Origin of the sequence: Amycolatopsis lurida (assembly GCF_900105055.1) — a bacterium.
GTDB lineage: Bacteria > Actinomycetota > Actinomycetes > Mycobacteriales > Pseudonocardiaceae > Amycolatopsis > Amycolatopsis lurida.
Map to the genome: position 1 here is coordinate 20,072 of NZ_FNTA01000002.1, position 26,443 is coordinate 46,514.

Sequence of the window (26,443 nt, forward strand, 5' to 3'; positions counted from 1 at the left end):
TCGCCCCTCGGGACAAGGGGGGCCTTCGTGAAGCCGTTGAACACCGGCGAACCCACCGGCGTGGGGCGCTACCGGGTGTTCGCCGCGCTCGGTGAGGGCGGGATGGGGCGGGTGCTGCTCGGGATCTCCGCCGACGGGCGCCTGGTCGCGATCAAGCAGGTCCACCCGGGTTTCGCGCACGACCCCGGCTTCCGCGAGCGGTTCCGGCGGGAGGTCGAAACGTCCCGCCTGGTGTCCGGTGCGTACACCGCACCGGTCATGGACGCCGACCCGAACGCGCCGACACCGTGGCTTGCGTCGGTGTTCGTGCCTGGGCCGGCGCTGTCGGACGCGGTCTCCGCCGGCGGTCCGCTGCCGCCGATGGCCGTCCGTCATCTCGCCGCCGGGCTCGCGCTGGCGCTGGGCGACATCCACCGTGCCGGGCTGATCCACCGCGATCTGAAGCCGAGCAATGTCATCCTCACCGGTGACGGTCCCCGGGTGATCGACTTCGGGATCGCGCGCGCCGTGGAAGGTGACTCCGAGCTCACGCATACCGGCGCGGTCATCGGTTCGCCCGGGTTCATGTCGCCGGAACAGGCCGAGGGGAAACCGCTGACCCCGGCGAGCGACATGTTCTCGTTCGGCGCGCTGCTGGTGATGGCCGCGACCGGACGCGGCCCCTTCACCGGGACGTCCACTCCGCACACCCTGTACAACGTCGTGCACCTCCAGCCCGACCTGCGGCAGCTGGCGCCGGAACTGCGGCAGCTCGTCGAGCCGTGCCTGGCGAAGAACCCGGCGGACCGGCCGTCGCCCGCCTGGGTGCTGGAGCGGCTGGGCCCGATCCCGCCGGTGACCAGCCCGTGGCCGCCGGTGGTGTCGCATCTCATCGAGACACAGCAGGCCGAGGTCCGGCGGCTGCTGAACCCGCCGCCGCCGAAACGATCCCGCCGCGGCCTGTATGCGGGACTGGCCGCGGCCGCCGTGGTGCTGCTGGCCGGTGGCACCGTCGCGGCGATCTCGCTGTCCGGGGACGACCCGCCGCCGGCCGCCATCGCGCCGAGTTCGTCACCGCAGCCGGACGAACCGGTCGCCACCCCGGTCAACCAGGACCCGCTCGGCCCGGACAACCTGCGCCGGGTCGACCTGTGCAAGGTGCTCGCGGGCCGGGACGTGCCGGGGTTCGGCAAGCTGAGCACGAAGATCGACATCCAGTTCGACTCGTGCACGTACGCCTCGCCCGCGGGCAAATGGCTGGAGCTGAGCGTCGGCGGTGACCTGGTCGAAGGCGAAGCCGGCGGCGAGTTGGAAGGTCTTCCGCTGCGGATCAAGGGCTCCGACGACTCGTGCGCGGTCGCCGTCCCGGTCAGCGGCCTGCCGAACACCAAACTCAGCGTCGACGTCAACTCGATGTCCACAAAGGATGAAGCGTGTTCGGTGGTGAAGGCCGCGCTCGCCGACGCCGTCAAGTGGATCCGCGCCGGAGGCCACGAACGGGAACTCCCGGCGGGCACCCTGGCTCCGCTGGACCCGTGCGCGCTGCTCGGCCCCGCGACCACGGACCGGCTGATCGGCCCCGTCGTCGAAACGATCCGCGAACACCTGCACCAATGCCGGTACGACGCGGCGGGGAACGTCCGCCTGGCCTTCGTGCGCGCGTACCCGCCCGCGCAATTAAAGGACTCGTACTACACGGAGACCGCCACCCTGGATCTCGGCGGTGCCAAGGTGTACCTGGCCAAGGTGGACGACGGGATCGCGCGTTCCACCTGCTCGCTGACCTGGCAGCATCGGTCCGTCAGCGAACGCGTCGGGGAGAACGTCGAGCTGACGGTCGGGACCAGTGGTACCAAGATGACCGCCGACGAAGCCTGCGAAAAGGCGAAGGGCTTCGCCGGGGCGCTGCTGCCGAAACTTCCGAAACCCTAGGGCTGACCAGTGAAACCGTTGAACCCCGGCGAACCCCGGCAGATCGGCCCGTACCGGATCATCGCTGAACTCGGTGAAGGCGGGATGGGCCGCGTCGTGCTCGGCCTCGCCCCGGACGGCAGGCTCGTCGCCGTCAAACAGCTGCACGCCCAGTTCGCGCACGATCCACGCTTCCGTGAACGGTTCCGGCGCGAGGTCGCCACGTCGCGGCTGGTCTCCGGCGCCTACACGGCCGCCGTCATGGACGCCGACGCGGAAGCGGAAACCCCTTGGCTCGCCTCGGTCTTCGTCACCGGACCGTCCTTGAAGGAGGCCGTGGACGGCGCCGGGCCGCTGCCCGTCGAGTCGGTGCGGCTGCTGGCGTCCGGGCTCGCCGCGGCACTGACCGAGATCCACCGTGCCGGGCTGATCCACCGGGATCTCAAGCCCAGCAACATCATCCTGACGAGTGACGGCCCCAGGGTGATCGACTTCGGCATCGCGCGGGCGGCCGAGGACGCGCAGGATCTCACCGGGACCGGTGCGATCATCGGGTCGCCCGCCTTCATGTCCCCGGAACAGGCGGGCAGCGGGCAGATCACCGGCGCGAGCGACGTGTTCTCCCTCGGCGCGATCCTGGTCATGGCCGCGACCGGCCGGGGCCCCTTCACCGGCCCGACCGCGCCGCAGACCCTGTATAACGTCGTGCACGCCGCAGCGGATCTCAGCGCCGTCCCGGACGAGATCCGGCGGATCGCCGAGCCCTGTCTGGCCAAGGATCCCGCGCGACGGCCGACTCCGGAGCAGATCCTCGACTTCCTCGGCCCCGTGCCGCCGGGCTCGGCGCCCTGGCCGCCCGCCGTGCACGCCCGGATCCGGCACCAGGACGCGGAAGTTCGCTCGGTGCTGGCCCTGCCGCTGCCGATCTGGCGTCCGCCGCCCAAGAAGATGGCGCCGCGCACGAAGAAGATCCTGTTCGGCTCGCTCGCCGCGGTCGTCCTGCTCGTCGTTTCGGGGATGGTCGCGCTCGGCCTCACCATCGCCGACTACGCCAAACCGGAGAACCCCGGGACGACCTCGTTGTCGGTGAGCGAGGCGCTCGGCGCGGAACGCCTGCGCCTGGTGGATCCGTGCAAGGTGCTCGCGGGCCGGTTCGTGCCGGAGTTCGGCACCCTGAAACCGGAGACGGGCCCGATCTACCCGGCTCGCTGCAAGTACACCGGTCTCAAGGGCGTCAGCTTCGAGTTGCGGCTCGGCGAAGGCGTGTCCGCCAGCAGTCTCGAACGGACCGACCGCACGGCGGAGGGACTTCCGTTGCTGCGCAGCACGATCAGCGGCGGATGCGACTCGGTCGCCCAGCTGCCGGCGGACCGGCGGCTCGGCGTCGTCGTCTCCCATTCGAGCCGGGAAGGCAACCCCTGCAAGGCCGCCGACGACATGCTGACCGCCGCGCTCACCCGGCTGCGCACGCACGAGGTCGACCGCGCGGGTGAACCGGCGAGCCTTCTCCCGCTCGACCCGTGCACGATCGCCGATCCGGCGGTGCTCGACAAGACCATGCCCAACGCTCAGTCCGCCCCGCGGACGTTGCGGATCTGCGAGTGGCTGGGCGGCGGGGAGACTCTGACCATCGAATTGCAGCGAGGTTCTTACGCGCCGGAGGGTTCGCCGGTCGACCTCGGCAGCGGTGTCACCGGCGACATGCGGGAGTTCGGCGGCTCGAACTGCGCCGTCACCTGGCAGCATCGCCCGCTGCCGGACCGCGAAGCCGAACACGTCGCCGTTCGCCTGCTGGGCCGCGAGGGCGGCGGAAGCCCGTGCGACCGGGCGAAGGAGATCGCGGGCTCGATCGCCTCGCGGCTGCCGAAGCCTTGAGCTTCGCGGAAAGGGGAACCCCTGTGACGGCCCGGAAACGGGGTCCGCTAAGCTATCGCCAGTACGAACGAAACGCCACGCGCGTTTAGCTCAGCGGGAGAGCGCTTCCCTGACACGGAAGAGGTCACTGGTTCAATCCCAGTATCGCGCACCAGGTTCGCTTCCCCGGTGAACCGAAGTTCGTACCGCGGGCGATTAGCTCAGGGGGAGAGCGCTTCGTTCACACCGAAGAGGTCACTGGTTCGATCCCAGTATCGCCCACCGCAGTGAAGGCCCCACCCGGCGAGGGTGGGGCCTTTTCGCGTCTCGTGAGCTGGTCGGGCAGCTGCACACGTAATGAGGCCTGGAGCGCGCGGTGATGTCGCGGCCGCGGCCCCGGTCGACGTTGCGAAAGCCACTTTCGCAACCCCTTCCTCAAGCGGGCAACGAGCCCGGAAGCCTCAATGCCTCGATCATCGGCGTCAGCGTCTCCATGGTCGCGGCGAGGTCGGCCTCCGGGTCGGGGGAGTGGGCGAGCCAGACGGCGGCCTCGTTCATCGCGCCGGAAAGCAGGCGTACCAACGGTTCGACGGGCCGCTTCGCCAGGACGCCCTCGGTCATCAGCTCGGTCAGGGCTTCGGCGAGGTGGCGGGCGGACGACTCCGCGTCCAGTTCGCGCCAGTCCTGCCAGCCGACCACGGAAGGACCGTCGAGCAGCATGATCTGCTGGGTCTCCGGATCGGTCGCCGCGGTGAGGAACGTGCGGCAGCCGGCGAGTAGCCCGGCCCACGAATCCGGCGCGGCGTCCGCGGCCCGCGCGATCTGTTCGCCGACGTCGTGCTGCACGACGCCCAGCACGTGCCGGAACAGTTCCGCCTTGCTGCTGAAGTGGTGGTAGAGCGCGCCTTTGCTCACGCCCGCGGTCTGCGCGATGGTCTCCAGCCCGACCTTGCCGTAGCCGTGCTCGGCGAACAGCCGCCGGGCGGTGGCGGTCAACGCCTCCATCGTCTCTTCGCGTTGCTGCTGCTTCGTGCGGGCCATGGCCCGCATCTTGACATACCGACCGTCGGTTGGCTAACTTCAAAAAAACAAACCGACGGTCGGTATTGTTCGCGAGCAAGGTGGCATCATGCGTCTGACCAGCTTCTACCCCGTTCTCATGACCGAGAAGATCGCCGAGACACGGGACTTCTACCGCGACCACTTCGGCTTCGAGCTCACCTTCGAGGCCGACTGGTACGTCAGCCTCAAACGCGGTGACTGGGAACTGGCGATCCTCGCCTCCGGGCACGACACCATTCCCGCCGGAGCGGGTGAACCGTGCAGGGACTCTTGCTGAACTTCGAGGTCGAAGACGTCGACGCCGAGCACCGGCGGCTGGTCGTGGACGCGGGGCTGCCCGAGGCGCTTTCCCTGCGGAGCGAGGACTTCGGGCAGCGGCACTTCATCGTCGCCGACCCCAACGGCGTGCTGATCGACGTGATCCAGGAGATTCCGCCGACCGGGGACTTCGCCGGGCAGTTCACCGACGAGGCGCGCCCGCGCTGACGACGACGGCCACCACGAACAGTCCACAAGCGACAGCCGCCGACACTTGCAGCCCTGTGGTGCAGGCGGCCTTCGCGGCATCGTGCAATTCGCCGGCTAATCGCGAGGAGAGACCCGACGTGGCTGTCTCTGCCTGAGCCGGTCCCGACAGAGCGAGCAACCGCGCCTGTTCCGGCACGCCGGACGGGACGGCCAAGTGCCCCGCGTACACCGCGGCGGCCAGGGAGCCGAACACCGTCGTCCCGAAGCCGGCGCCCAGTTCGTAGCCCGTCTTCTCGACCGCGGCGGCGCCGCCTGCCTGGTCCGCCGAGGTCGCCGAAAGCAGGGTGTCGGTGCTCGACGTGAGCGCGAGCGCCATCCCCAGGCCCAGCCCGGTCAGCCCGGCACCCAGCAGTACCGGTGACGTCAGCGCGGCCGGCCCCGCCGCCGGGACCAGCAACGACACCGCCGCGACGGTGAACCCGGCCGTGCGGACCCGGGCGTTGCCGAAGCGTCCCAGCATCGACGGGGTCACGACACTGCCGACTGCCGAAGCGCCCAGCACCAGGAGCAACCGGCCCGCCGCCGCGGTGGGCGAAAGCCCGAGCACCACCTGCAGGTACTGGGCGAACAGCAGACCGAGCCCGACGAGTGTGCTCATCACCAGCAGCACCCCGCCCACCGCGGCCCGCACGCCCGGCCGCCGGAACAGGGTGAGGTCCAGCAGCGGCGGATCGGTCCGGCGCTGGCGGCGCAGGAACAGTCCGATGAGGACACAGCCGGTCACGCCGGAGGCGACGGCGGTGGGCCACGCGCCCGGATGCCCGACGGCGAAAGCGACCCCGAGGACACCGCCCGCGGCGAGGGTGGCGCTGAGCGCGTCCCACGAGCCCCGGCCCGGCGGATTCCGGGGAAGCCACCGCAGCGCCAGCACCACCGCCGCCAGGATCACCGGCGGATTCAGCAGGAACGTCGCACGCCAGCCCCACGCCTCGACGAGCACTCCGCCGAGGATCGGCCCGAACACCGATCCGGTGCCGGCGATCCCGCTGCACACCGCGATCGCCGTGCGGCGAGGCCGCTGCTCCGGGAACAGTTCGCGCAGCAGCGACATCGTCACCGGCATGATCATCGCGCCGCCACAGCCGAGCAACGCGCGGAACGCCAGCAATGCCGGGACGTTCGGCGCGAACGCGCAGCCGAGCGACGCGAGCCCGAACACGACGTACCCGGCGACCAGCACGCGACGCCGTCCGTACCGGTCACCGAGGGTGCCGAACGGCAGCAGGAGCGGCGCGGCGGTCAGCGGGTAGATCGCCACGATCCACACCTGAGCCGACGCGCCGGGCCGCAACTGCCGGACGAGGTCGGGCAACGCGACGTGCAGCACGGTCGCGTCGACCGCCACGAGGAAGAGCCCGGCGCCGAGTATCGCCAGCAGCGGCCAGGCGCGGTCGACCGCTCGCTCGGCCCGGGCCGTGGTCACAGGAGTCCCGTCAGATGCCTCGCCACGACATCGACGCAGGGCGGGTCGACGACCGACAGGTGATGCGCCTCGACCGGCACGATCTCCAGTCCCGGGCACAGCTCCGCCCAGCCCGCCGCGAGATCCGTGCGCGAGTATCGGGGTTCCATCGCCAGCCCGGCCGCGTACTGTTCGGTCGCCCGGTAGAGCACGACCCGCCCGTCGTAACGGCGGGGCGTACCGCGTTCGGCCGCCAGTGTGTCCAAAAAGGACTGACGCTGGTGCCGGAGCACGCCGGGGCTGAGCAAGCCGGCCTCGGCGACGCGCTGCATGGTGAGCTCGATCTGCTGCTCTTCGGGCAGCGGCGCCAGCTCCTCGTGGCCTAGCCGCACTTCGCGGCCGTAGGTGCCCTCGACATAGCCGGTGAACCGCAGGAACCGCCGGGCGGACGACGCCCTCGGGTCGAGGTCCGGCTCCGGGAGCGGGAGCATGGTGTCGATCAGCGCGACCAACTCGACCTCTTCCCCTTCCTCGGCGAGCCGCGCGGCGACGCCGTAGGCCAGCGCCCCGCCGAACGACCATCCCGCCAGCCGGTACGGCCGGTCGCGGCGCTGTTCCCGTACCAGCGGCAGCAACCGCTCGACACGGTCCTCGATGCTGACCCCGGGAACGCGTTCGAACCCGACGCACGGCACCGAGGTGGGCAGCCGGTCCAGCAGCGGCCGGTACACGGTGCAGGTACTGCCGCCGGGGTGGAACAGCAGCAGAGGCGCGACTCCCGCTTCGCCGGGAGCGAGGAGGTGCACCGGACCCCGCTCCTCCCTCGTGTCGAGGATGGCGCGAGCGACGTCGGCGATCGCCGCGAGCGAGTCGTGCCGTCGGAGTTCGGCGGCGGTGACAGGGGTGTCGAGTTCGGTGCTGAGCCCTTCGGCGAGCAGTTCGGCCAGCCGGTCGGGTGTGCCGGTCTCGGTCAGCCGAACGTGCGTGCCGGTCGCCTCGATCCCGGTGTGCTCCTGCCACAGACGTAAGACCAGGCGATCCGCCGCGTCCCAGGCGCGACCCCGGGACGGCAGTGGTTCCTCGTTCTCCCTGGGGGCGAGATCGCGGCTGAGATCGGCGAGGGTGGCGCCGCGGAGCACCTTGACAGCGTCGGGTTCCGTACCGAACTCCCGGCGGACGGTCTCCTTGATCCGGTTCGCCATCAGGGAATCCAGCCCGAGTTCCACCAGCGGGACGTCGGCGTCGAGGCGGTCGGGACGCAGCCCCATGACGGCGGCGACGATCTCCGTCAGCCGGTCGCCGCCGGCGGTCGGCACCGGTTCGGGGTCCGGTGTCCGTGCCGCGAACGACGGCGGTTCCTCGGCGGTGGTGTACCAGTGGCGTTCGTGCCGCCACGGCATCGGCGGGACGTCGACCAGCCGGGCACCGTCGCCGGGATCGGCTGTCGTGATGCGGGTGCCCGCGCAGTACAACTCGGCCGCGGCGGCGCCCAGCGTGCGGACCTCGTCCTGGCCTCGGCGCAGGGTTCCGGTGACGAGGGCGTCTTGGACGCCCTCGGCTTCGAGCGTCCTCGCCACCGAGCCCCGCAGGATCGGATGTGGCGACACCTCGAGGAAGACGCGGTGCCCGTCCGCGGCGGCGGCCGCCACGGCCTGCCGGAACCGCACCGGACGGCGCAGATGCGCGGCCCAGTACCCGGCGTCGAAGTCCGGTAATTCCCGCGGATCGGCCAGAACCGTGTCGTACCAAGGCACCGTCGGACGGCGGCCGCCCAGTTCGACGAGCGCCTCCCGGAGCGCGGGCAACACCGGGTCGACACGGGCGGAATGCCCGGCGACCTCGACCGGCAGCCGTCGCGCGGTCAACCCGGCGGCTTCGAGTTCCGCGACGAGCAGGTCGAGCACGGTCGCGTCCCCGGCCACGGTCAGCTGCCCCGGCGCGGATTCGACGGCGAGTTCGATGTCGGGGTACAGCTCCAGTTCCTCGGGCGCCAATTCGACCGCCGCCATCGCGCCACCCGGGCCGAGAGTGCCCAGGAGCCGGGCGCGGGTCGCGACCAGATGGACGGCCTCGTCGGGGGTGAGCACGCCGCTCACCACGGCGGCGGCCGCGGAGCCGAGCGAGTGCCCGACGACGGCCGAGGGCCGGACCCCGAGCGCTTCCCACTGGGCGGCCAGCGCGACCTGTATCCCGAAGATGGCCGTCTGGGTTTCGGGCAGGGACAGGGGATCCGTGCTGGTGAGCAGTGCCCGCAGCGAGCGGCCGGTGTGCTCGGTGAACAGGTCGTGCAACTTGTCGACCTGCGCGGCGAACGCGGGTTCGGCGCGCAAGAGTCCTTGCCCCATACCCGGCCACTGCGAGCCGTGACCGGAGAACACGAAGACCGGGCCGTCGGCGCTCCCCGCGGTGCCGGTGACGGCGCCCGCGGGCAGCGGATCGGCGCCGGAACCGACGGCGCGCAGCAGGACCGCCAGTTCGGCGGTGTCGCCCGCCACGACGGCGGCCCGGTGCGGTCCGCCGTTGTCACGCCGGGACAACGTGTGGGTGACGTCGGCGAGCGAAAGCGACGACGTGGAATCCAGCCAGTTCGCCAGCTGCGTCGCCCGTTCGGTGAGGCGGTCGCGGGTGCGGGCGGACAGCAGCCCGATCCGGACGTCGGCGCGATCCGGCACCGGTTCCAGCGCCGGCGCCTGTTCGAGCACGACGTGCGCGTTGGTCCCGCCGAACCCGAACGCCGACACTCCCGCCGTGGCGCGGCCGGAGTGGCGTGGCCACGGCGTCGGCTCGGTGACCACCTTCAGTCGCAGGTCGTCGAACGGGATGTGCGGATTGGGAGCGGTGAAGTGCAGCTGTGGCGGAAGTTCGTCCCTGGTCATCGCGAGGACGACCTTGATCAGCCCGGCGATCCCCGCGGCCGCCTCCGCGTGCGCGATGTTCGTCTTCACCGAGCCGATCAGCAGCGGGGCGTCGGCCGGGCGGTCCTTGCCGAGCACGGCGCCGAGCGAGCGGGCCTCGATCGGGTCACCGAGCAAGGTGCCGGTGCCGTGCGCCTCGACGTAGTCCACAGTGGACGGATCGAGCCGGGCGCCGTGGTACGCCGTGCGCAGCATGTCCTGCTGGGCGATGGGATTCGGAGCCGCCATCCCCTGTGACCGGCCGTCGGAGTTGACCGCGGTGGAGCGGATCACCGCCAGGACCCGGTCACCGTCGTACTCGGCGTCCGCCAGCCGCTTGAGCACGACGACGCCGCAGCCCTCGGCACGCGCGATACCGTCGGCCTCCGCGGCGAACGTCTTGCACCGCCCGTCCCCGGCGAGCAGGCCGGCGGCGGCGAACGCGGCGGTCGGACCGGGCAGCAGCATGAGGTTCACCCCGCCGGCCAAGGCCAGATCCGCCTCGCCGTCGCGCAGTGCTCGCACCGCGTGGTGCACCGCGACCAGCGACGAGGAGCAGGCGGTGTCCACCGCCATACTCGGCCCGCGCAGGTCGTAGACGTAGGAGAGCCGGTTGGCCGCGATGCTCCCGGCCGCACCGGTCGCGGTCCAGAGATCGACGCCTCCGCGCGACATCGTGAGATGCCCGTAGTCGTGGGTCGAGATCCCGGTGAACACGCCGGTCCGGCTGCCGCGCAGGGAGGCCGGGGCGATCCCCGCGTGTTCGAGCGCGGCCCAGGCGACCTCCAGCAGCATCCGCTGTTGCGGGTCCATCGTGGACGCCTCGCGCGGGGTGATGCCGAAGTGGTCGGCGTCGAAACCGGCCACGTCGTCGAGGAAGCCGCCGACGATCGGGGCCGCGTCGGCGTCCCATCGGCCGGGTGGTGCGGTCCGGACGGCGTCCCGTCCGCTGCGCAGCAGATCCCAGAACTCGTCGAGGCCGTCCGCGCCCGGCCAGCGGCAGCCGAGGCCGACGACGGCGATCGGGTCGGTCCGGCGACGGTCGGTGCCCGTCTGCTCCGGTTCGGGCTCCGTGCCGCCGGTGAGCGAGCGGGCAAGGTGATCGATGGTCGGGCTTTCCCACAGCAGCGTGGCCGGAAGCGGGGTGCCGAGCAGTTCTTCGAGGTCGGCGGCGATGCCGACGGCCTGGCGGGAGGACAGGCCGTAGTCGCTGAGCGGGCGGTCGGCTTCGAGCCGGGCCACGTCGACGCCGGTGTGCCCGGCGACGGTGTCGAGCAGCCAGCGGCGCAGCGCCGGGGTGTCGAACGTCGGGTTTCTCATCGCACCAAGGCCTTTCCGTAATCGCCGGCGAGGTAGCGGTCGCGGCAGGCGCTCCGCGCGATCTTGCCGCTGGAGGTCCGCGGGACCAGCCCCGCCGGGACGAGCACGACGTCACGCAGGGCGAGGCCGTGCGCGTCGGAGACCAGCCGCCGGATCGACACGGCGAGGGCGCGTTCGTCCTCCGTGGTCAGCGCGCTGTGACCGCGGTGCTCGGCGACGACCACCGCGGCTTCGGTGTCGGTGCCCTCGACGGCGAACGCGGCGACACTGCCGGGGCGGATGTCGCGGTCGGCCGAGGCGGCGGTCGCTTCGACGTCCTGCGGGTAGTGATTGCGGCCGTCGACGATGAGCAGATCCTTGATCCGTCCCGCGATGTAGACCTCGCCGTCGTGGCGGACGCCGAGGTCGCCGGTGCGCAGCCACGGACCCACCGGCAGATCCCCGTGGTCGCCGGTCAACCGGGCGCCGAAGGTTTCGGTGCTCTCCAACGGTTTCTGCCAGTAGCCGGTGCCGACGTTGGGGCCGTGGACCCAGATCTCGCCGACCGCGCCGTCTTCGAGCGCGACGCCGGTTTCCGGGTCGACCAGCGCGACGTGCTGCCCCACCGGGACACCGCAGGCGACGAGCCGGAGCCCGTCGTCCGCCTGCCGTGCCGTTCCCGCGCCCAGCGCGACGCGGTCGAACGTCGTGACCCGCGGGGGGACGCCGGGGCCGGTGGTGACGAAGACGGTCGCCTCGGCCAGCCCGTACGCGGGCCGCGTCTTGTCCGGGGTGTACCCGGATTCGGCGAAGGTGTCATGGAACCGGTCGAGCACTCCGGGGTTGATCGGCTCGGCGCCGTTGACGATCGCGGCGACGCGGTCGAGGCGGAGCTTGGCGCGGTCTTCCTCGCGCACCCGGCTCGCGGCGTAGTGGAACGCGAAGTTCGGAGCGGCGCTCCAGCTCGCGTTGTGGTCGCCGAGCAACTCCAGCCAGCGCACCGGGCGCTCGATGAAGGCCAGCGGGTCCATCAGCACCGACCGCATGCCCATGGCCAGCGGCGTGATCAGGCCGAGGACGAGACCCATGTCGTGGAACAGCGGCAGCCACGACACCGTGGTCCCGGCCGGGTCGATCCCGAGACCGTGCACCGCCTGGCTGACGTTGGCGAGCACGTTCTCGTGGGTCAGCACCACTCCCGCCGGACTGCGGGTGGAACCGGACGTGTACTGCAGGTACGCCACGTCGTCCGGCGCCGGGGCCGGGGCGGGCCACGCGCGGCCGGGTCCGGGGGTGGGCTTGTCGGCCGCGACGACGGCGACGTCTTCGCCGCCGGGAAGGCCCACCAGGAACTCGCGGACCGCGTCCACCGACGCGGACGTGGTGACCACCGCGGTTGGGGAGCAGTCGGTCAGCACCGCGGCGAGCCGTCCGGCGTGCCCGGGCAGCCCGGGGTCGAACAGCGGCACGGCGATCGCACCCGCGGTGATCGCGCCGAGGAAGGCGACGACGTAATCGGCGCTCTGCGGGCACAGCACCGCCACCCGGTCACCGGGCCCGACCGGCAAGGCCGCCGCGACGGCGTCGACGCGCTCTTGGAGCTGCTTCCAGCTCAACGTCTTCCGGCGTCCGGCGCGATCGGTCGCGAAGTCGGCGAAGGTCAGCGCGGGCCGGTCGCCGTCGGCGTCCGCCCAATGCCGGAGGCAGGCGGGGAGGGTGGGGGCGGCCGTGGCGGGCAGGTTTTCGGGGGCCAGGGACATGGCGTCTCCTCGGGGTTCGGCGGGGGTGGTGCGGGGATCAGCGGCCGAGCGGACCGGCGGCGTGCCGCCAGGCGTCGACGGCGAGGGCGTCGAGATCGAGGCCGGTCGTTCCGGCGTCACGAAGCACGACCAGTACGTCGTCGGCGGCGATGGCGACGGTGCGCAGACGCAGTCCCGGCAGCTCGGGGGGCTGTCCGGGTAGCGTCAGGAGTTGTTGGTAGGAAAGGGTTTTCGCTCCCGGAACGACGGGAGCGGGATGGACGGTGACGGTCGACACCGCGGTACCGGCCGCGTCGTCGACCGTCACCTTCGAGCACCGCCCGGCCTGACCGGCCCATGCCGTCAGATCGGGTGGGTTCGTCGTACGCGCGACCAGTTCGGAGACCTGGCCGCCGGGCACGGCGGACTGGAAGCCTTGGCCGGTGGCGCCGGCGCCGATCAGCCTGCCGTGAACGACGTCCTCGCATCCTCCGACGTCGACCCTGCCGCTCCGCCCGCGGTCCGAGGTGGACAGTGCCGACGCCACGTCGAAACCGTCACGCGCGGACGCGCCGGGGACGAGTTCCGGCGGCAGCAGGGCGGCCGGCGGCACATTGGGGGAAGGCTGAGCGGGTGCCGCCTGAATCGATTCTCCGGATGCGCCGGAAATGGTCGCCAAGGCGACGGCGGACAGGATGAGCGCGCGAATTCGGGCAGCCATGAATAGCCCTTTCGGAAGGGTCCTGATGGGGTCTGGTCCCTTCGGTGGGACACGGGGCGCCGGGTCGCGTGAGGGGACGCCGAACCCGGGCGGCACGACGAAGGCTACGACGGGAAATCGAATACCGGAAGGTGTCAAGAGAACGTAAATGTCCTTCGTGTACAGGGTGTGAGCTGCGGATTTCGGAATTTTCGCTGGTGTGCGAGCCGGTCTGGTACTCCCGTGCCACAGTTCTTCACTGTCCGTGAGCGACGGGTCACCCTGATGGGGGATGCGGAGGCATTTCTTGTTTCCCTGGCATTCATATTGTCCTCCCGGATTGTGGGCAGGACAATTGCCTGGAAGGGGTCCGTCCGCTTACCGTGTCGCCACCTTCGATTTCTTTCTCGGGTAATCGCCGTCACATTTTCGAATTCGATCGAACGACCGGGACAAAGGATTACGTATGCGCACTACTTCGAGGCGGCTGCGGGCCGTCGCGTCGCTGGCGGTCGCGGCGTGCTTGCTGCCGAGCGTCGCCGCGGCACCTGCGCGGGCCGAAAGCGGGATCCCGGACGCCCGTGCCGACGACGGCTCGCACGTCGTCGCCCAGACCACTGTGGACGGTGACCCGCGGATGCTGGATCTCACCGTGCGCTCGGTCGGGGTCGGGAGTTACGCGATGGTCCGGCTGATCCTGCCGTCGCGGTGGGAAGCCGAACCGGAGCGAAAGTGGCCGGCGGTGTATCTGCTCGCCGGGGAGACCCGCCTGCAGGACTACCGCGGCTGGACCGCCAATACCGACATCCGGAAACTCGCCGACGACGCCGGCGCGCTGGTGGTGATGCCGGGTTCCGGTTCCGCCGGGTTCTATTCCGACTGGTGGAATTACGGAAAGGACGTGGTGCTCAATCAGTGGGAGACGTTCACGGCGGTCGAGATCCCGCAGCTGATCGACCGTGGCTATCGCGGGGACGGACGACGGGTCGCGGCGGGGCTCTCGCTCGGCGGATACGGCGCGGTGGAACTCGCCGCCCGGCGGCCGGGAGTGTTCCGCTTCGCCGGGTCGTTCAGTGGCAATCTCAACCCCACCGGCCCGTACGGCGAGCTGCTGACCAGTGCGATCGTCGCCTCGGCCCGTCAGGATCCCGAAGCGCTCTGGGGCGACCGGCGGCGCGAGTCCTCTCGCTGGGACGCGCACGATCCGCTGGTGAACGCCGACCGCCTCCGCGGCACCGAGCTGTACCTGTCCACGGGCAACGGCCTGCCGGGGCCGTTCGACGGGAAGCTCCCGATCGACGTGCTGCCCGGCGCGATGCTGCTCGAATTCCTGTGCTCCGGCCAGACCACCGCGATGGCGGACCGGCTGAACCGGCTCGGCGTCCCGGTCATGACGGACTTCTACGGGCCGGGCACGCATCACTGGGCGTACTGGCAGGACCAGCTGCACAAGACCTGGCCGAGGATGCTGCGGTCGCTGTCCGCACCGGTGAAGGCGGGGGAGGCGTCGTGACCCGTCCGTCCTTTGTGGTCACCGGAGCGTCGAGCGGGATCGGCCGGGCGTGCGTGACCGAACTCGTCCGGCGGGGCGCCCACGTCTGGGCCAGCGTGCGCACCGACGCGGACGAAACGGAACTCGCCCGTGTTCACGGCGAGGCCGTCACCGTACTGCGGATGGATCTCCGCGATCCGGAGTCGATCGCGGCGTGTGGTGAGATGGTCGCGGCGGCGGGTCCGCTCCGTGGTCTGGTGAACAACGCGGGGATGGCCAGGCCGGGACCGCTGGAACACGTCCCGCTCGAAGACTTCCGGCAGCAGTTGGAGGTCAACGTCACCGGTCAGCTGGCCGTCACGCAGGCGATGCTGCCCGCGCTGCGCGCCGCGCCCGCCGCCAGGGTGGTGACGGTCGGGTCGATGGGCGGGCGGATCGCCGGGCCGATGGTCGGGCCGTATCACACGTCGAAGTTCGCCCTGGTCGGCTTGACCGACAGCCTGCGCGCCGAACTGGCCCCTTCCGGGATCGGCGTCGTCCTCGTCGAGCCCGGTGCCGTCGCCACGTCGATCTGGCCTCGTGCCCGCGCCGCCGCCGAAGAGGTGCGCGCCGCCCTGCCGGAAGCCGCGCGGGAGAGGTATGCGGCGCAACTGGACGAGGCCGAACGCAGTGCGGAGCGGTCCGCGCGGAACGGTGTGCCGCCCGAGCGCGCAGCACGGGTCGTCGTCCACGCGCTGACCGCCCGGCGGGTCGCGCCGCGGTATTTGGTCGGCAGGGACGCGCATGTCGCGGCGGTACTGGCGAAACTGCCGTTCCGCCTCCGCTACCGGTTGACGGCGGCGAAGCGATGAGCCGGCAGGTCGTGATCGTCGCTCCGGGTTCCCGCGGAGACGTCCAGCCGTGCATCGCCTTGGGGTGTGGTCTCGACGGTGATCGGGTGCGGGTGCTGGCGGCCGAGCGGTTCCGCACTTTGGTGACCGGGCACGGTCTGGATTTCGCGCCGCTCTCCGCCGACCCGAGCGAGATCCTCGGTTCGGACGGGGGACGCGAATGGACCGAGGGACGCACGCCCGCGGCCTTCCTGCGCGGGCTGCGCGGTGCCCTCGCGCCGGTGATGGAGCGTCTGCTCGCCGATGTCCGCGAGGGAGCGGCCGGGGCTGATCTCGTTCTCGCCCCGACGCTCGGATTTCTCGGCACGCATCTGGGTGCCTCGCTCGGTGTCCCTCACATCGAGCTGCACTACCAGCCCAGCGTGCCGACCCGGGCGTTCGCGCATCCGCTGGTGCCGTGGGCCGCCAAGGCCGGGCCATGCGGCAGGCGGTTGAGTTTCCACGCTGTCGACGCCGTCGCCTGGCAGGTGCTGAGGCCGGAGGTGGACCGGTGGCGCGAGCGGTCACTTGGCCTGCCCGCGGCAGGACTCCGCGGACCCCGGCGCTCGGAAACCCCGGTGCTGTGCGGTTTTTCCGACGCGGTCGTGCCGCGGCCGAAGGATTGGCCCGCGAGGGTGCACGTCACGGGGTACTGGTTTCTCGAGGCGCCCGCCGCTTGGCGGCCGGACGCACGCCTGCGGGATTTCCTCGCGTCCGGGCCGCCTCCGGTGTACGTCGGTTTCGGCAGCATGCGGCCGTCGGAGGCGGAGCGGATTTTCGCCGCGGTCCGCACGGCGTTGCGCCGCGCGGGGCTGCGCGGCCTGCTCGGTACCGATGCCGCCTCCGACGACGATGATCTGCTGACGATCGGCGACGTCCCGCACGCGTGGCTGTTCCCGCGCACCGCCGCGGTCGTGCACCACGGCGGCGCGGGCACGACCGCGGCCGCGTTGCGCGCGGGCGTGCCTTCGCTGATCTGCCCGGTGTTCTCCGATCAGCCGTACTGGGGCGACCGGGTGTTCCGGCTCGGCGCGGGGCCGCGACCGTTGCCGCTGCGGGATCTCACGGCGGACTCGTTGACCGCGCGGCTGCTTGAGCTGTCCGGCAACCTGCTGTTCCGGCGCGGTGCGCAGTACGTCGCCGGGCGGCTGCGGGAGGAGGACGGGGTGGCGCGGGCGCGGGACGTCCTGCGGGAAGTGACCTAGCGTTGCTCCGCGAGGTGGGTGACGAGGCGGCTGAAGCAGGACTGCCAGCCTTCGTTGTGGCTGTCGCGTTCCGCCACGGTCTCGAAGATCGCTTGGTGGAACGACATCTCGGTTTTCCCGTCGAGGTCGGAGAGGGTGACCGTGACGAGCGTGTCGTGCCCGCGGGAGCCTTCCGGCTCCTCCCAGGCGAAGCTGAAGACAAGCCGCTCCGGCGGGACGATCTCGTGGTAGACGCCCGACGCCCACAGGTCGGTCTCGCCGTCGCTCATACAGATGCGCCACTTGCCGCCCTCGGTGAGATTGACGGTGCAGGAAGTGGCAGTGAACCCGATTGGGCCCCACCACTGCGCGAGGTGGTCCGGGTCGGTCCAGACGCGGAAGACGAGCTCGCGGGGAGCGTCGAGGAGGCGGGTGATCGTCAGGTCGGTCATCGAAGTCTCTTCCGCAGGGGCAATCAACCAAGAGGTTAATCAACGTACTGGTTGAATTTTAGGGGTCATGTCAAGCGCTGAGGCGTAACTCGCGTGATCAGAGGCGTAACTCGCGTGCTTGAAGGCGTAACTCGCGTGGTGCCGTGTGTTACGCCTCCAAGCACGCGAGTTACGGCTGGAAGCACGCGAGTTACGGCTTGGCGCACGTCCGGAACTCGCCGCGAGTGTCGGTGCCGGTCCGTACGGTCGAGGTCATGACTCTGCGCTCGGCACTCTGGCTGCCGATTTTCGACGAACTGGCCGATCCGGCGATCATCGCGCGTCTCGCCGCCGAAGCCGAGGAAGCGGGCTGGCACGGCCTGTTCGTGTGGGACCACGTCCGGTGGAATGAGCCGGTGCGGGCGGTCGCCGATCCGTGGATCACCCTCGCCGCCGTCGCGTCCGCCACCGAGAACCTCGCCATCGGTCCGATGGTCACGCCGTTGGCCCGCCGCCGTCCGGTCAAGCTCGCCCGCGAGACGGCCACCCTCGACCAGCTGAGCAGGGGAAGGCTGATCCTCGGCGCGGGGCTCGGCAGCGATCGCTTCGGCGGGGAGTTCTCGAAGACCGGCGACGAAGTGGACGATCGCAAACGAGGCGAGATGCTCGACGAGTCGCTCGAGATCCTCACCGCCGCCTGGTCGGGGGAGCCCGTGCGGCACCACGGCGTGCACTACACGGTCGACGACGTCACCTTCCTGCCTCGGCCGGCGCGGCCGATCCCCGTGTGGCTGGCGGGCTTCCCCGGGAAGGCGAAGCCGATGCGCAGGGCCGCACGGTACGACGGGTTCTTCCCCGTGAACCTGCCGCACGCGGACGAGTTCGCCGAGGCGGTCGAGAAGATCACCGCGCTGCGCGAGGGTGACGGGAAGCCGTACGACTTCGCCATCGGCGTCCCCGCGGGCACGGATCTCGCGCCCTACGAACGGGCGGGCGCGACCTGGTGGATGGCCGAATTTCCGTGGGACGACCTGTCGGTCGACGCGGTGCGCGGCGTCTTGCGGGAGGGCCCGGCTTGACCCGCCCTTTAACAACTCTTTACCAAGTGCGATACTGGACCGGCGAGGGGAGTACTTCCCAAAGGTCTGCCCGGTCAATACGGACGCTCCGCTGGTGTCCCCGGGAGACCGCCCCGCAGGGGTGAAGGAGACCTCGAACTTCGAGTTCGAGGAGGCTTCATGCCCGAGTCCGTGGCAACCGTGGGATCGCCGGGGTTGTGGGCGATCAGCATCGCCGTCCTGCTCGCCCTGCTCGTCGCCGATTTCGTGGTGACCCGCCGTCCCCACGAGGTGTCGATGCGGGAGGCCGTCGGGTGGTCGGTCTTCTACCTCGCGCTCCCGGTCGTGTTCGGGCTCTGGCTGTGGCTCGAGTTCGGTGGCGGCCAGGCGCTCGAGTTCATGACGGGTTTCGTGGTCGAGAAGTCCCTGTCGGTCGACAACCTGTTCGTCTTCATGCTGCTGCTCGCCGCCTTCGCGGTCCCCGCGGCCGTGCAGCAACGCGTGCTGTTGTACGGCATCGTGGGCGCGCTGGTGCTTCGCGGCGTGTTCATCGCGGCCGGCGCGGCGATGTTGTCGGCGGGCACCTGGGCGTTCCTCGTGTTCGGCGTGATCCTGCTCGTCTCGGCGATCAAGATCCTGCGCGAGGCCATGTCCGGCGGCAAGGACGAGCTGGATCTTTCGCAGCTGCGGTCGGTCCGGTTGCTGCGACGGCTGATGCCGGTCACCGACGACTATCGCGGCACCCGGCTCACCGTGCGTGAACACGGGCGCCGCGCGCTCACCCCGCTGGCGGTCGTGGTCGTCGCGGTGTTCGCCACCGACGTGGTGTTCGCGGTCGATTCGGTGCCCGCGGTCTACGGCATCACCGAAGACCCGTACCTCGTGTTCGCCACCAACGCCTTCGCGCTGATGGGCTTGCGCGCCTTGTACTTCGTGCTCCACTCGGCACTCGCGAAACTGGTCCATCTGAACCACGGCCTCGCGATCATCCTCGCCTTCATCGGGGTGAAGCTGGTCCTGCACTGGGCGCACGGGATCTGGCCGTCGGTACCGCAGGTCCCGACCCCGGCCTCGCTGGGCGTGATCGTCGCCGTCCTGGTCACGGTCTCGTTCACCAGCCTGTACGCACGCCGCCGTGAAGCCGACCGGACGCCCCAGGAGTGAGCGATGATCACCACACTCGTCGTCGGTTTCCTGCTCGAACTGACTGTCGCCGCCCTCTTTCTGACCGCGGTGTTCCTGGTCTTCGGGGCGATGCGGCCACCGCGGCCGCCACGCGGCCCCTGATCGTGAGACAGCGGACAAGCCGGGTGTCCGGACCGGCGGCATGTCCGGTACAGCCGGTAGGCTCCGGGAGGTTGAGAAGACAGCCGTCTTCTGTTCGTGCGCCGGATAGTCCGGTGAGGAAAGGTGGCTGTCCGTGTCCAACGCCGTGCGTTACGGCGAGCAGGCTCCGCCTCGTAGGTCTGCGCCCCAGCCGACCCGGTTGCATGTCCTGCTGATCGAGGACGACGACGGCGACGCGCTCCTGGTCGAAGAGATGCTCGCCGACGCCGCCGGCAGCCTGGAACAGGTCGTACTCGACAGGGTGACGACGCTCCAACGGGCACTCGAGCGCCGGATCACGGCCGATTGCGTACTGCTGGATCTCCAGCTTCCGGACGCCACCGGCCTGACCGGCCTGACCAGGCTGCGGCAGCATGCTCCGTCGACCGCGGTGATCGTCCTGACCGGGCAGGAGGACGAAGCCACCGGAGTGGCGGCGCTGGGTGCCGGCGCCCAGGACTATCTGGTCAAACAGCATGTCGACGGCAGCCTCCTGGCACGGACCCTCCGGTATTCCTGGGAGCGCAGCCGCGCCGAACGCGTCGAGCAGCAACTGCTCCAGCATCAGTTGCTGGCCAGGGAGAACGCGCGTCTCGAACGCGGCCTGCTGCCGACCCCGCTGGTGACCGATCCCCGCCTCAAGCTCGCCGTGCGGTACCGGCCGGGGCGGAACGGGGCCTTGCTGGGTGGTGACTTCTACGACGCCGTCGAACTTCCCGACGGCACGCTCCAGCTGATCATCGGGGACGTGTGCGGACACGGTCCGGACGAGGCGGCGCTCGGTGTCGCGCTGCGGATCGCGTGGCGTTCGGTCGTGCTCGCCGGGCTGCCGATGGCGGAATCCCTGGCGATGGTGGAGAAAATGCTGGAACACGAGGCATTGGACCCGCTGTTCGCCACCGTCTGCATGATCACGGTCGCTCCGGACCGCCGGTCGCTGAAGATGGCGCTGGCCGGTCATCCGCCGCCACTCCTGATCGACGAATCGGGCGGCAGGCTGCTGTCCAGGGAGAAACTCGGCCCGCCGCTGGGCGTCGTGCCGGGTATCGGCTGGCAGGAGCTCACGGTGCCGATCGGGCCGCGATGGTCACTGTTGCTGTACACCGACGGTCTTTTCGAAGGACGTGTCGAAGGCAGCGGGGAACGGGTCGGGCTCGAACGGATGGCCGCCGCCGCACTGAACAGCCTGAAGGCCGAAGACGGTTCCGACTCGGCGCTCGACCACCTGATCAGTGAGATGGACGTCCTGCACGGCGGGCCGTTGGACGACGACGTCGCGCTGGCGCTGCTCACGTTCGACTCCGGGGAGCCGGCCCGATGAAGTCCGTTTGGTCGATCAGCCGCTGGGCCGCGCTGTCCGGGGTGATCGCCGGCCTGCTGCTCGGCGGCGCGATCGTCGCCGGGTCGCTGGCCTTGACGAACCTCACCGACTCGCGCGCCAGGCTGCTGGACGTCACCGGTCCGCAGGTACTGCGGTCCAACTCTCTCGCGACCGCGATGCTGAACCAGGAAACCGGTGTCCGTGGCTACATCCTGGCCGGGCGGAGCGAATTCCTGGAGCCGTACCGGGAGGGATTGCGAGCACAGGACGCGTCAGTGGCCGAGTTGCGCCGGCTCGGTGTCGTTCCGGGGACGGCGGCAGGCGACGATCTGGACCGGGTGCTGAACGCCGCCACGGCCTGGCGCAGGACGATCATCGAGCCCTTGCTCGCCGGCGCTCCGGCCACCGTCGAGCTGGTGGACGCGAGCAAACCGCTGTTCGACGAGGTCCGTGCTTCGCTGAGCGTCCTGCAGAACCGGCTGGAGACCGAACGGCTGGACGCCCGCGACGACCTGTCCGCCTCGGCCGACGTCCTGCGCGTGATGCTCATCGTGATCGCGGTCCTGCTCGTCGGCGCACTGGCACTGGTCTTCCTGGTCCTGCACCGGAAACTGATCCGGCCGATCCGGGGACTGGCCGTCGAGGTCCGTGACGTCGCGCAGACCGATATCCACCGCGCGGTTCGGGGTTCCGGTCCGAAGGAGATGCGCGAACTCGCGTCCGATGTGGAGTCGCTGCGGTCGCGGATCCTCGACGAAGTCGCGGAGCTGGAGCGGGCGCAGGAACTGATCGTGACCCGGACCCGCGAGCTGGAACGGTCGAATTCGGACCTGGAGCAGTTCGCCTACGTGGCCTCGCACGACCTGCAGGAGCCGCTGCGCAAGGTGGCCAGCTTCTGCCAGCTGCTCCAGAAGCGGTATCAGGGGAAACTGGACGAACGCGGGGACCAGTACATCGGCTTCGCCGTCGACGGCGCGAAACGGATGCAGGCGCTCATCAACGATCTGCTCGCCTTTTCGCGCGTCGGCCGCCGTCCGGGGGACAGCGTCCTTCTGGAGTCCGGTGACCTGCTGGCGACCGCGCTGGGCAACCTCGAAGACGCGATCACCGAGTCCGGTGCCCGGGTCACCCACGGCGAACTTCCCGTGGTGCGCGGCGAGAAGACCCTCCTGACGGCGGTTTTCCAGAACCTCGTCGGCAACGCGATCAAGTTCCGCGGTGAGGACCCGCCGGAGGTCGAGGTCGTGGCGGAGCGTGACGGTGAGAACTGGCGCTTCTCCGTCACCGACAACGGAATCGGCATCAACGACGAGTATGCCGAGCGGATCTTCGTGATCTTCCAGCGTTTGCACGGCCGCGGCGACTACCCGGGTACGGGGATCGGTCTCGCCCTGTGCCGCAAGATCCTCGAACACCACAGCGGGACGATCTGGCTGGACACCACCGTCCAGGCCGGGACCCGTTTCTGCTTCACCCTGCCCGCAGCGCAGCATGCCGACGAAGGAAACGAGCGACCATGACCGAGTCACTGGAACCGATCCACATCCTGCTGGTCGAGGACGACCCCGGCGACGTCCTCATGACGCAGGAGGCGTTCGAGCATCACAAGATCCGCAATACCCTTTCGGTCGTTCCCGACGGCGAGCAGGCACTGCAGTTCCTGCGCCGTGAAGCACCGTACGAGGACGCGCAACGGCCGGGGCTGATCCTGCTCGACCTCAACCTGCCCCGCAAGGACGGCCGCGAAGTGCTCAGCGAGGTCAAGGCGTCGCCGGAACTTCGCACCATCCCGGTCGTCGTGCTCACCACGTCCGAGGCCGAAGAGGACATCCTCCGCAGTTACGACCTGCACGCCAACGCCTACGTCACGAAACCGGTGGATTTCGACCGGTTCATCGACGTGGTGCGCCAGATCGACAACTTCTTCGTCACCGTGGTGAAACTGCCGCGCTGACTCAGGGGAAGCGGATCACGGTGATCCCGGCGAGCACGAAGAAGACGAGCACCACCAGAGTGCCGCCGTGCCCGCCGGATGAACTGGTCACCACCTGGTCGACGGCACCGGTCAGCCGCACGCCGCAGTCGGCGACGACGGTGTGCCTGCCCGCCTCGATCCGCGTGAACTCGATGGCCGCGGTGAAGGCGCCGGTGCCGTCGGCGTAGGCGCCTCCGACGCGTTCGCCGTCCGACGTCAGTGTGACCCGCTCGCCGGGCACGCACCCCTTGCCGGTCGCGGACAGTGGGTCGCCGGGGTGCACGCTCGGCCGGTCGAGGATCAGGTCGTCCGCACCCCGCGGGGTGCTGCTCGGCGAGGGGACGTCCGTCGGCGGCGGGGGAGTATCCGTTGTGGACGGTGGCGTGGTCGTGGGCGGCGTCGTCGTGGTGACCGGGGTGGTGGTCGTTCCGGGTCTGGTCGGGGTGGTCACCGGGACGGTCGGCTTCGTCGCCGGGGGCACCTTCGTCGTCGTCGGCGGCGCCGTCGTCACGGTCCCGGTCACCCGGAAGGTCGCGTTCCCGGTCAACGGCTGACCGGTCCGCGCGTTCGTGCAGGTTCCCGTGACCGTGTGGCTGCCGGGCGTCGCGTTACCGGGAACCGTCGCCCCGACCTGTCCGCTGGGGGCGCCGGCCGAGGTAAGGGCCGTTCCTTCCCAGGTGAAAGAAATCGGTCCTTTGCACGGAGAGAAATTCCAGGAAATGGTGAACGAACTCCCCGCGGGGCCGCTCGAAGGTTTCAAACCAACCGTGGACTGATAAGGGGACTGCTGCGCGTTTCCCGCTCCCACCTGGGAAACCAGGAACAACAACCCGGTCACGGTGCCGAATATCAGGCGAACCACGATACGCATTGGGACGTCCCTCTCCGGTAAGTGCTCGCTGTAGCATTCCGGACCAGCCGGATCAGGAAAACAGGGGATGCGCAAAATGGGACGTGTCATCGCGGCAGGGGTTGCGTTGGGTCTGTGCGCGGTCCTCTTCGGCTCGCCACCGGCCGTCGCGGACAGTGCCGGACTCGACCTGGCGGTCACCTTCGACGACCGGCCGATCACCAACGCCACGGTCGTGATCGATCCGGCGAAACCACTCGAACTCACCGTCACGGCGACCAACAGCGGCGGCACCGCGGTCAAGGTCCGTAGCGTGCGGGTGTCCGGTGTGGCGCTCGCCCTGACCTTCTTCGCCTACGACACCACGATGCCGTTCGAAGTCCCCGCGCACAGTCGCGTCACGAGGACCCTCGTACTGGACATGGCCGACCTCTCCGGTCAGGCGATCGGGTTGCTCCCGTCGACGGTCGAACTCCTGGACGCCCAGCGCGGCACCCTCGGCGAGGCGGCCACGGTCGCCGACATCCGCGGATCCTTCTGGTCCGTCTACGGCGCTTTCGGGCTCGCGATGCTCGTGCTCACCGTGCTGGCGTGGCTGACGGCCCTCCTCGCGCTCGCCCGCCATCGCCTTCCCGTCAACCGGTGGCGTCGCGGCCTGCGTTTCCTGCCCGCCGGATTCGGCACCGGGCTCGTCGCCGTCGTCTCGCTGTCGGTGCTGCGGCTCGTCCCGCCGGAGCCCGCGATCGAGATCCCGGTGGTCCTCGGCGCCGCCGCCATCGCGTTCCTGCTCGGTTACCTGACCCCGCATCCCGCGCCGGGGCCCGTCGGCGACGAGACGGCCCGCCTTCCCGAGTCCACCGAGGAATTCAACCGATGAGCACACCCCCCGAGGTCGTCGCCGCGCTGCCGCAGTACGAGATCGGACCCGCGATCGGCCAGGGCGGGATGGGGGTCGTCTTCGCCGGCGTCCACCGTTCACTGCGCCGCGACGTCGCCATCAAACAGCTGCCGTGGGACGTGCTCAACCACGCCGCCGGCAGTGAGCTCTTCGACCGCGAAGCGCGGGTGCTGGCCAGCCTCGACCACCCGCACATCGTGCCCGTGTACGACTACGTACGCACCGGCCGCGAGCACCTGATGGTGATGGAACGCCTCGACGGCGGCACCGTGCACAGCCGCTTCCACAGCGGGCAGATCGGCGGGGAGCAGGCCTGCGCGATCGGGCTGGCGATGCTCGCCGGGCTCCACGCGGCGCACGAAGCGGGTGTGCTGCATCTGGACGTCAAGCCGAAGAACCTGCTCTTCACCACCCAAGGCGTGATGAAGGTGGCCGACTTCGGCATCGCGAAGGTGATCAGCGAGGGCGCCACCCTCGTCACCCACGGAGGCGAGGTCCTCGGCACACCCGCCTACATCGCGCCCGAGCAGGCGATGGGCAACGCGCTGAGCCCGGCGGCCGACGTCTACTCGGCGGGCACGGTGCTCTACGAACTGCTGTCCGGGAAGCTGCCGTTCGACAACACCCGCGGCGCGATCAGCATGATGCGCCAGCACATGTTCACCGATCCGCGCCCGATCGACGGCGTGCCGTCGCCGCTCGCCGGAGTGGTCATGCGCAGCCTCTCGCGCGAGCTCGACTCCCGGTACCGCGACGCGGAGACCTTCGCGGCCGACCTCGCCTCGGCCGCCACCGCCGTGTACGGACCGGGCTGGCTGGAACGCTCCCGGGTGCCGGTGCGGCACCTCACCCCTCGGGTGATCTCCGCGTTCGGCACGCGGATCCCGGCCGGAGACGGCCCGACACGGCCGGTGCGGCGTCCAGCGCCGGATCCGACGCTGTCGGCGACCCGCGCGAGCTTCGAGCCAGAGTCCCGGCCCGGTGCGGTGCTTTGGTTCCGAGTGGCCGCGGCGGTCGCCGCGATCGCGCTCGTGGTGCTCACCCTGCTCACGCCGGAACGCCTGCCGCACGAGGCCACGACACTGAAGATCGACGGCGTCGCCGCCTCGTCCGCGGCCGTGGATCTCAGCAAGACGTTCGCCGTGACGGGGGCGGGGCGCCCGGAACAGGTGACCCTCGCCCTTTCGGCCGCCGGGATCCCGCTCGGATCCGCGTCGGCGGTGCCGAAACCCGAGGGCGACGGTTTCCGTGCCGATCTCGCTTTTCCCGGGATCACCCGCTGGATCGTCGGCGGAGCCGTCACCGCGACCATGACGGCCGACGGCGTTCCGATGACCTTCGCCGTCGTCACGCGGCAGCATCCGCTCGCCAGCGCGCTCGGCGCGGGCAGCCTGATCCTCGCCCTGTTCGCGTTGGCGTACCTGGAATCCGGGCTGCGGACTATCCGGAACGGTCACCGCTGGAGGGGCGCTCTCGTCGGCGGCCCGGCGCTCGGCCTCCTGTTCGGCGCGTCGGCGTGGCTGTGCGTGTCGGTCCTGCGAGTGCACGAGCCCGCCGTGCTGTTCGGTGTCGGCTGCTCGCTCGCGGGCGCGGTGGCGACCGGTTTCGTGGTCGCGGCCGCCCGTGCCCGGCGCAGGCGCTGAAGCACGGGGGCCGCTCCCGGTTTCGGGG

At 70.4% G+C, this 26,443-nt stretch carries 23 protein-coding genes and 2 tRNA genes; 18 read left to right on the forward strand and 7 right to left on the reverse strand.

The features are described from left to right. The first annotated feature begins 27 nt into the window (after positions 1 to 27). The 4 genes from BLW75_RS00515 to BLW75_RS00530 all read left to right on the forward strand — a co-directional run bounded on the left by BLW75_RS00515 (position 28) and on the right by BLW75_RS00530 (position 4,026). A complete protein-coding gene (locus tag BLW75_RS00515) occupies positions 28 to 1,911 on the forward strand; it encodes a serine/threonine-protein kinase (protein ID WP_034315082.1) in 1,884 nt (627 codons plus the stop codon). 9 nt (positions 1,912 to 1,920) lie between these two features. Next, positions 1,921 to 3,765, forward strand: coding sequence for a serine/threonine-protein kinase (locus BLW75_RS00520; protein ID WP_034315079.1), 1,845 nt, complete (start codon positions 1,921 to 1,923; stop codon positions 3,763 to 3,765). Between the two features lie 79 nt (positions 3,766 to 3,844). Next, a tRNA-Val gene (locus BLW75_RS00525) sits at positions 3,845 to 3,919 on the forward strand. Between the two features lie 35 nt (positions 3,920 to 3,954). After that, a tRNA-Val gene (locus BLW75_RS00530) sits at positions 3,955 to 4,026 on the forward strand. Between the two features lie 153 nt (positions 4,027 to 4,179). Here the strand turns inward: BLW75_RS00530 and BLW75_RS00535 are convergent. Next, entirely contained in the window at positions 4,180 to 4,785 is a 606-nt protein-coding gene (locus BLW75_RS00535) for a TetR/AcrR family transcriptional regulator (protein ID WP_034315205.1), read from the reverse strand. 88 nt (positions 4,786 to 4,873) lie between these two features. Between BLW75_RS00535 and BLW75_RS43300 the strand changes: the two genes are divergently transcribed. Next, positions 4,874 to 5,083, forward strand: coding sequence for a VOC family protein (locus tag BLW75_RS43300; protein ID WP_241783738.1), 210 nt, complete (start codon positions 4,874 to 4,876; stop codon positions 5,081 to 5,083). Next, a complete protein-coding gene (locus BLW75_RS43305; protein ID WP_241783736.1) occupies positions 5,065 to 5,292 on the forward strand; it encodes a VOC family protein in 228 nt (75 codons plus the stop codon). Before BLW75_RS43300 ends, BLW75_RS43305 begins: the two co-directional genes overlap by 19 nt. On the opposite strand, the gene BLW75_RS00545 is transcribed toward BLW75_RS43305, so the two are convergent. From BLW75_RS00545 to BLW75_RS00560, 4 genes are read right to left on the reverse strand one after another with little or no spacing between them, the layout of a single operon-like run. After that, a complete protein-coding gene (locus BLW75_RS00545; protein WP_034315076.1) occupies positions 5,267 to 6,757 on the reverse strand; it encodes an MFS transporter in 1,491 nt (496 codons plus the stop codon). The two genes, BLW75_RS43305 and BLW75_RS00545, sit on opposite strands and share 26 nt — an antisense overlap. After that, entirely contained in the window at positions 6,754 to 10,950 is a 4,197-nt protein-coding gene (locus BLW75_RS00550; protein WP_034315074.1) for a type I polyketide synthase, read from the reverse strand. Before BLW75_RS00550 ends, BLW75_RS00545 begins: the two co-directional genes overlap by 4 nt. Next, on the reverse strand, positions 10,947 to 12,689 hold the full coding sequence (locus BLW75_RS00555; RefSeq protein ID WP_034315072.1) for a fatty acyl-AMP ligase: 1,743 nt from the start codon (positions 12,687 to 12,689) through the stop codon (positions 10,947 to 10,949). Before BLW75_RS00555 ends, BLW75_RS00550 begins: the two co-directional genes overlap by 4 nt. A gap of 37 nt (positions 12,690 to 12,726) precedes the next feature. After that, on the reverse strand, positions 12,727 to 13,389 hold the full coding sequence (locus tag BLW75_RS00560) for a hypothetical protein (protein WP_034315069.1): 663 nt from the start codon (positions 13,387 to 13,389) through the stop codon (positions 12,727 to 12,729). A 445-nt stretch (positions 13,390 to 13,834) separates the two neighbouring features. Between BLW75_RS00560 and BLW75_RS00565 the strand changes: the two genes are divergently transcribed. From BLW75_RS00565 to BLW75_RS00575, 3 genes are read left to right on the forward strand one after another with little or no spacing between them, the layout of a single operon-like run. Continuing rightward, entirely contained in the window at positions 13,835 to 14,881 is a 1,047-nt protein-coding gene (locus BLW75_RS00565) for an alpha/beta hydrolase (RefSeq protein ID WP_198935772.1), read from the forward strand. Further along, positions 14,878 to 15,711 carry an SDR family NAD(P)-dependent oxidoreductase gene (locus BLW75_RS00570; RefSeq protein ID WP_034315067.1) on the forward strand — a complete coding sequence of 278 codons (834 nt, stop codon included), beginning with the start codon at positions 14,878 to 14,880 and terminating at the stop codon, positions 15,709 to 15,711. Before BLW75_RS00565 ends, BLW75_RS00570 begins: the two co-directional genes overlap by 4 nt. Further along, positions 15,708 to 16,934: a glycosyltransferase gene (locus tag BLW75_RS00575; RefSeq protein WP_034315064.1), complete on the forward strand. Its 1,227-nt coding sequence runs from the start codon at positions 15,708 to 15,710 to the stop codon at positions 16,932 to 16,934. Before BLW75_RS00570 ends, BLW75_RS00575 begins: the two co-directional genes overlap by 4 nt. Here the strand turns inward: BLW75_RS00575 and BLW75_RS00580 are convergent. Further along, on the reverse strand, positions 16,931 to 17,365 hold the full coding sequence (locus BLW75_RS00580) for an SRPBCC family protein (protein ID WP_034315062.1): 435 nt from the start codon (positions 17,363 to 17,365) through the stop codon (positions 16,931 to 16,933). The two genes, BLW75_RS00575 and BLW75_RS00580, sit on opposite strands and share 4 nt — an antisense overlap. A gap of 254 nt (positions 17,366 to 17,619) precedes the next feature. Here BLW75_RS00580 and BLW75_RS00585 point away from each other — a divergent pair, with 254 nt between their 5' ends. The 5 genes from BLW75_RS00585 to BLW75_RS00605 all read left to right on the forward strand — a co-directional run bounded on the left by BLW75_RS00585 (position 17,620) and on the right by BLW75_RS00605 (position 23,003). Continuing rightward, on the forward strand, positions 17,620 to 18,423 hold the full coding sequence (locus BLW75_RS00585; RefSeq protein WP_034315201.1) for an LLM class flavin-dependent oxidoreductase: 804 nt from the start codon (positions 17,620 to 17,622) through the stop codon (positions 18,421 to 18,423). 159 nt (positions 18,424 to 18,582) lie between these two features. Continuing rightward, positions 18,583 to 19,566 carry a TerC/Alx family metal homeostasis membrane protein gene (locus tag BLW75_RS00590; protein WP_034315059.1) on the forward strand — a complete coding sequence of 328 codons (984 nt, stop codon included), beginning with the start codon at positions 18,583 to 18,585 and terminating at the stop codon, positions 19,564 to 19,566. Between the two features lie 256 nt (positions 19,567 to 19,822). After that, on the forward strand, positions 19,823 to 21,049 hold the full coding sequence (locus tag BLW75_RS00595) for a PP2C family protein-serine/threonine phosphatase (protein ID WP_034315056.1): 1,227 nt from the start codon (positions 19,823 to 19,825) through the stop codon (positions 21,047 to 21,049). Beyond that, positions 21,046 to 22,569: a sensor histidine kinase gene (locus BLW75_RS00600; protein WP_034315053.1), complete on the forward strand. Its 1,524-nt coding sequence runs from the start codon at positions 21,046 to 21,048 to the stop codon at positions 22,567 to 22,569. The genes BLW75_RS00595 and BLW75_RS00600 overlap by 4 nt, the downstream gene beginning before the upstream one ends. Continuing rightward, on the forward strand, positions 22,566 to 23,003 hold the full coding sequence (locus BLW75_RS00605; RefSeq protein WP_034315049.1) for a response regulator: 438 nt from the start codon (positions 22,566 to 22,568) through the stop codon (positions 23,001 to 23,003). The genes BLW75_RS00600 and BLW75_RS00605 overlap by 4 nt, the downstream gene beginning before the upstream one ends. A 1-nt stretch (position 23,004) precedes the next feature. On the opposite strand, the gene BLW75_RS00610 is transcribed toward BLW75_RS00605, so the two are convergent. Continuing rightward, positions 23,005 to 23,307: a hypothetical protein gene (locus BLW75_RS00610; protein ID WP_198935771.1), complete on the reverse strand. Its 303-nt coding sequence runs from the start codon at positions 23,305 to 23,307 to the stop codon at positions 23,005 to 23,007. An 88-nt stretch (positions 23,308 to 23,395) separates the two neighbouring features. On the opposite strand from BLW75_RS00610, the gene BLW75_RS43310 reads away from it, so the two are divergent. The 4 genes from BLW75_RS43310 to BLW75_RS00625 all read left to right on the forward strand — a co-directional run bounded on the left by BLW75_RS43310 (position 23,396) and on the right by BLW75_RS00625 (position 26,415). Further along, a complete protein-coding gene (locus tag BLW75_RS43310) occupies positions 23,396 to 23,578 on the forward strand; it encodes a hypothetical protein (RefSeq protein ID WP_241783735.1) in 183 nt (60 codons plus the stop codon). A gap of 27 nt (positions 23,579 to 23,605) precedes the next feature. Then, entirely contained in the window at positions 23,606 to 23,800 is a 195-nt protein-coding gene (locus tag BLW75_RS43315; RefSeq protein ID WP_167373456.1) for a hypothetical protein, read from the forward strand. Between the two features lie 171 nt (positions 23,801 to 23,971). Further along, on the forward strand, positions 23,972 to 24,751 hold the full coding sequence (locus BLW75_RS00620) for a hypothetical protein (protein WP_091596565.1): 780 nt from the start codon (positions 23,972 to 23,974) through the stop codon (positions 24,749 to 24,751). After that, positions 24,748 to 26,415: a serine/threonine-protein kinase gene (locus BLW75_RS00625; protein ID WP_034315047.1), complete on the forward strand. Its 1,668-nt coding sequence runs from the start codon at positions 24,748 to 24,750 to the stop codon at positions 26,413 to 26,415. Before BLW75_RS00620 ends, BLW75_RS00625 begins: the two co-directional genes overlap by 4 nt. The last annotated feature ends 28 nt before the right edge of the window (positions 26,416 to 26,443 follow it).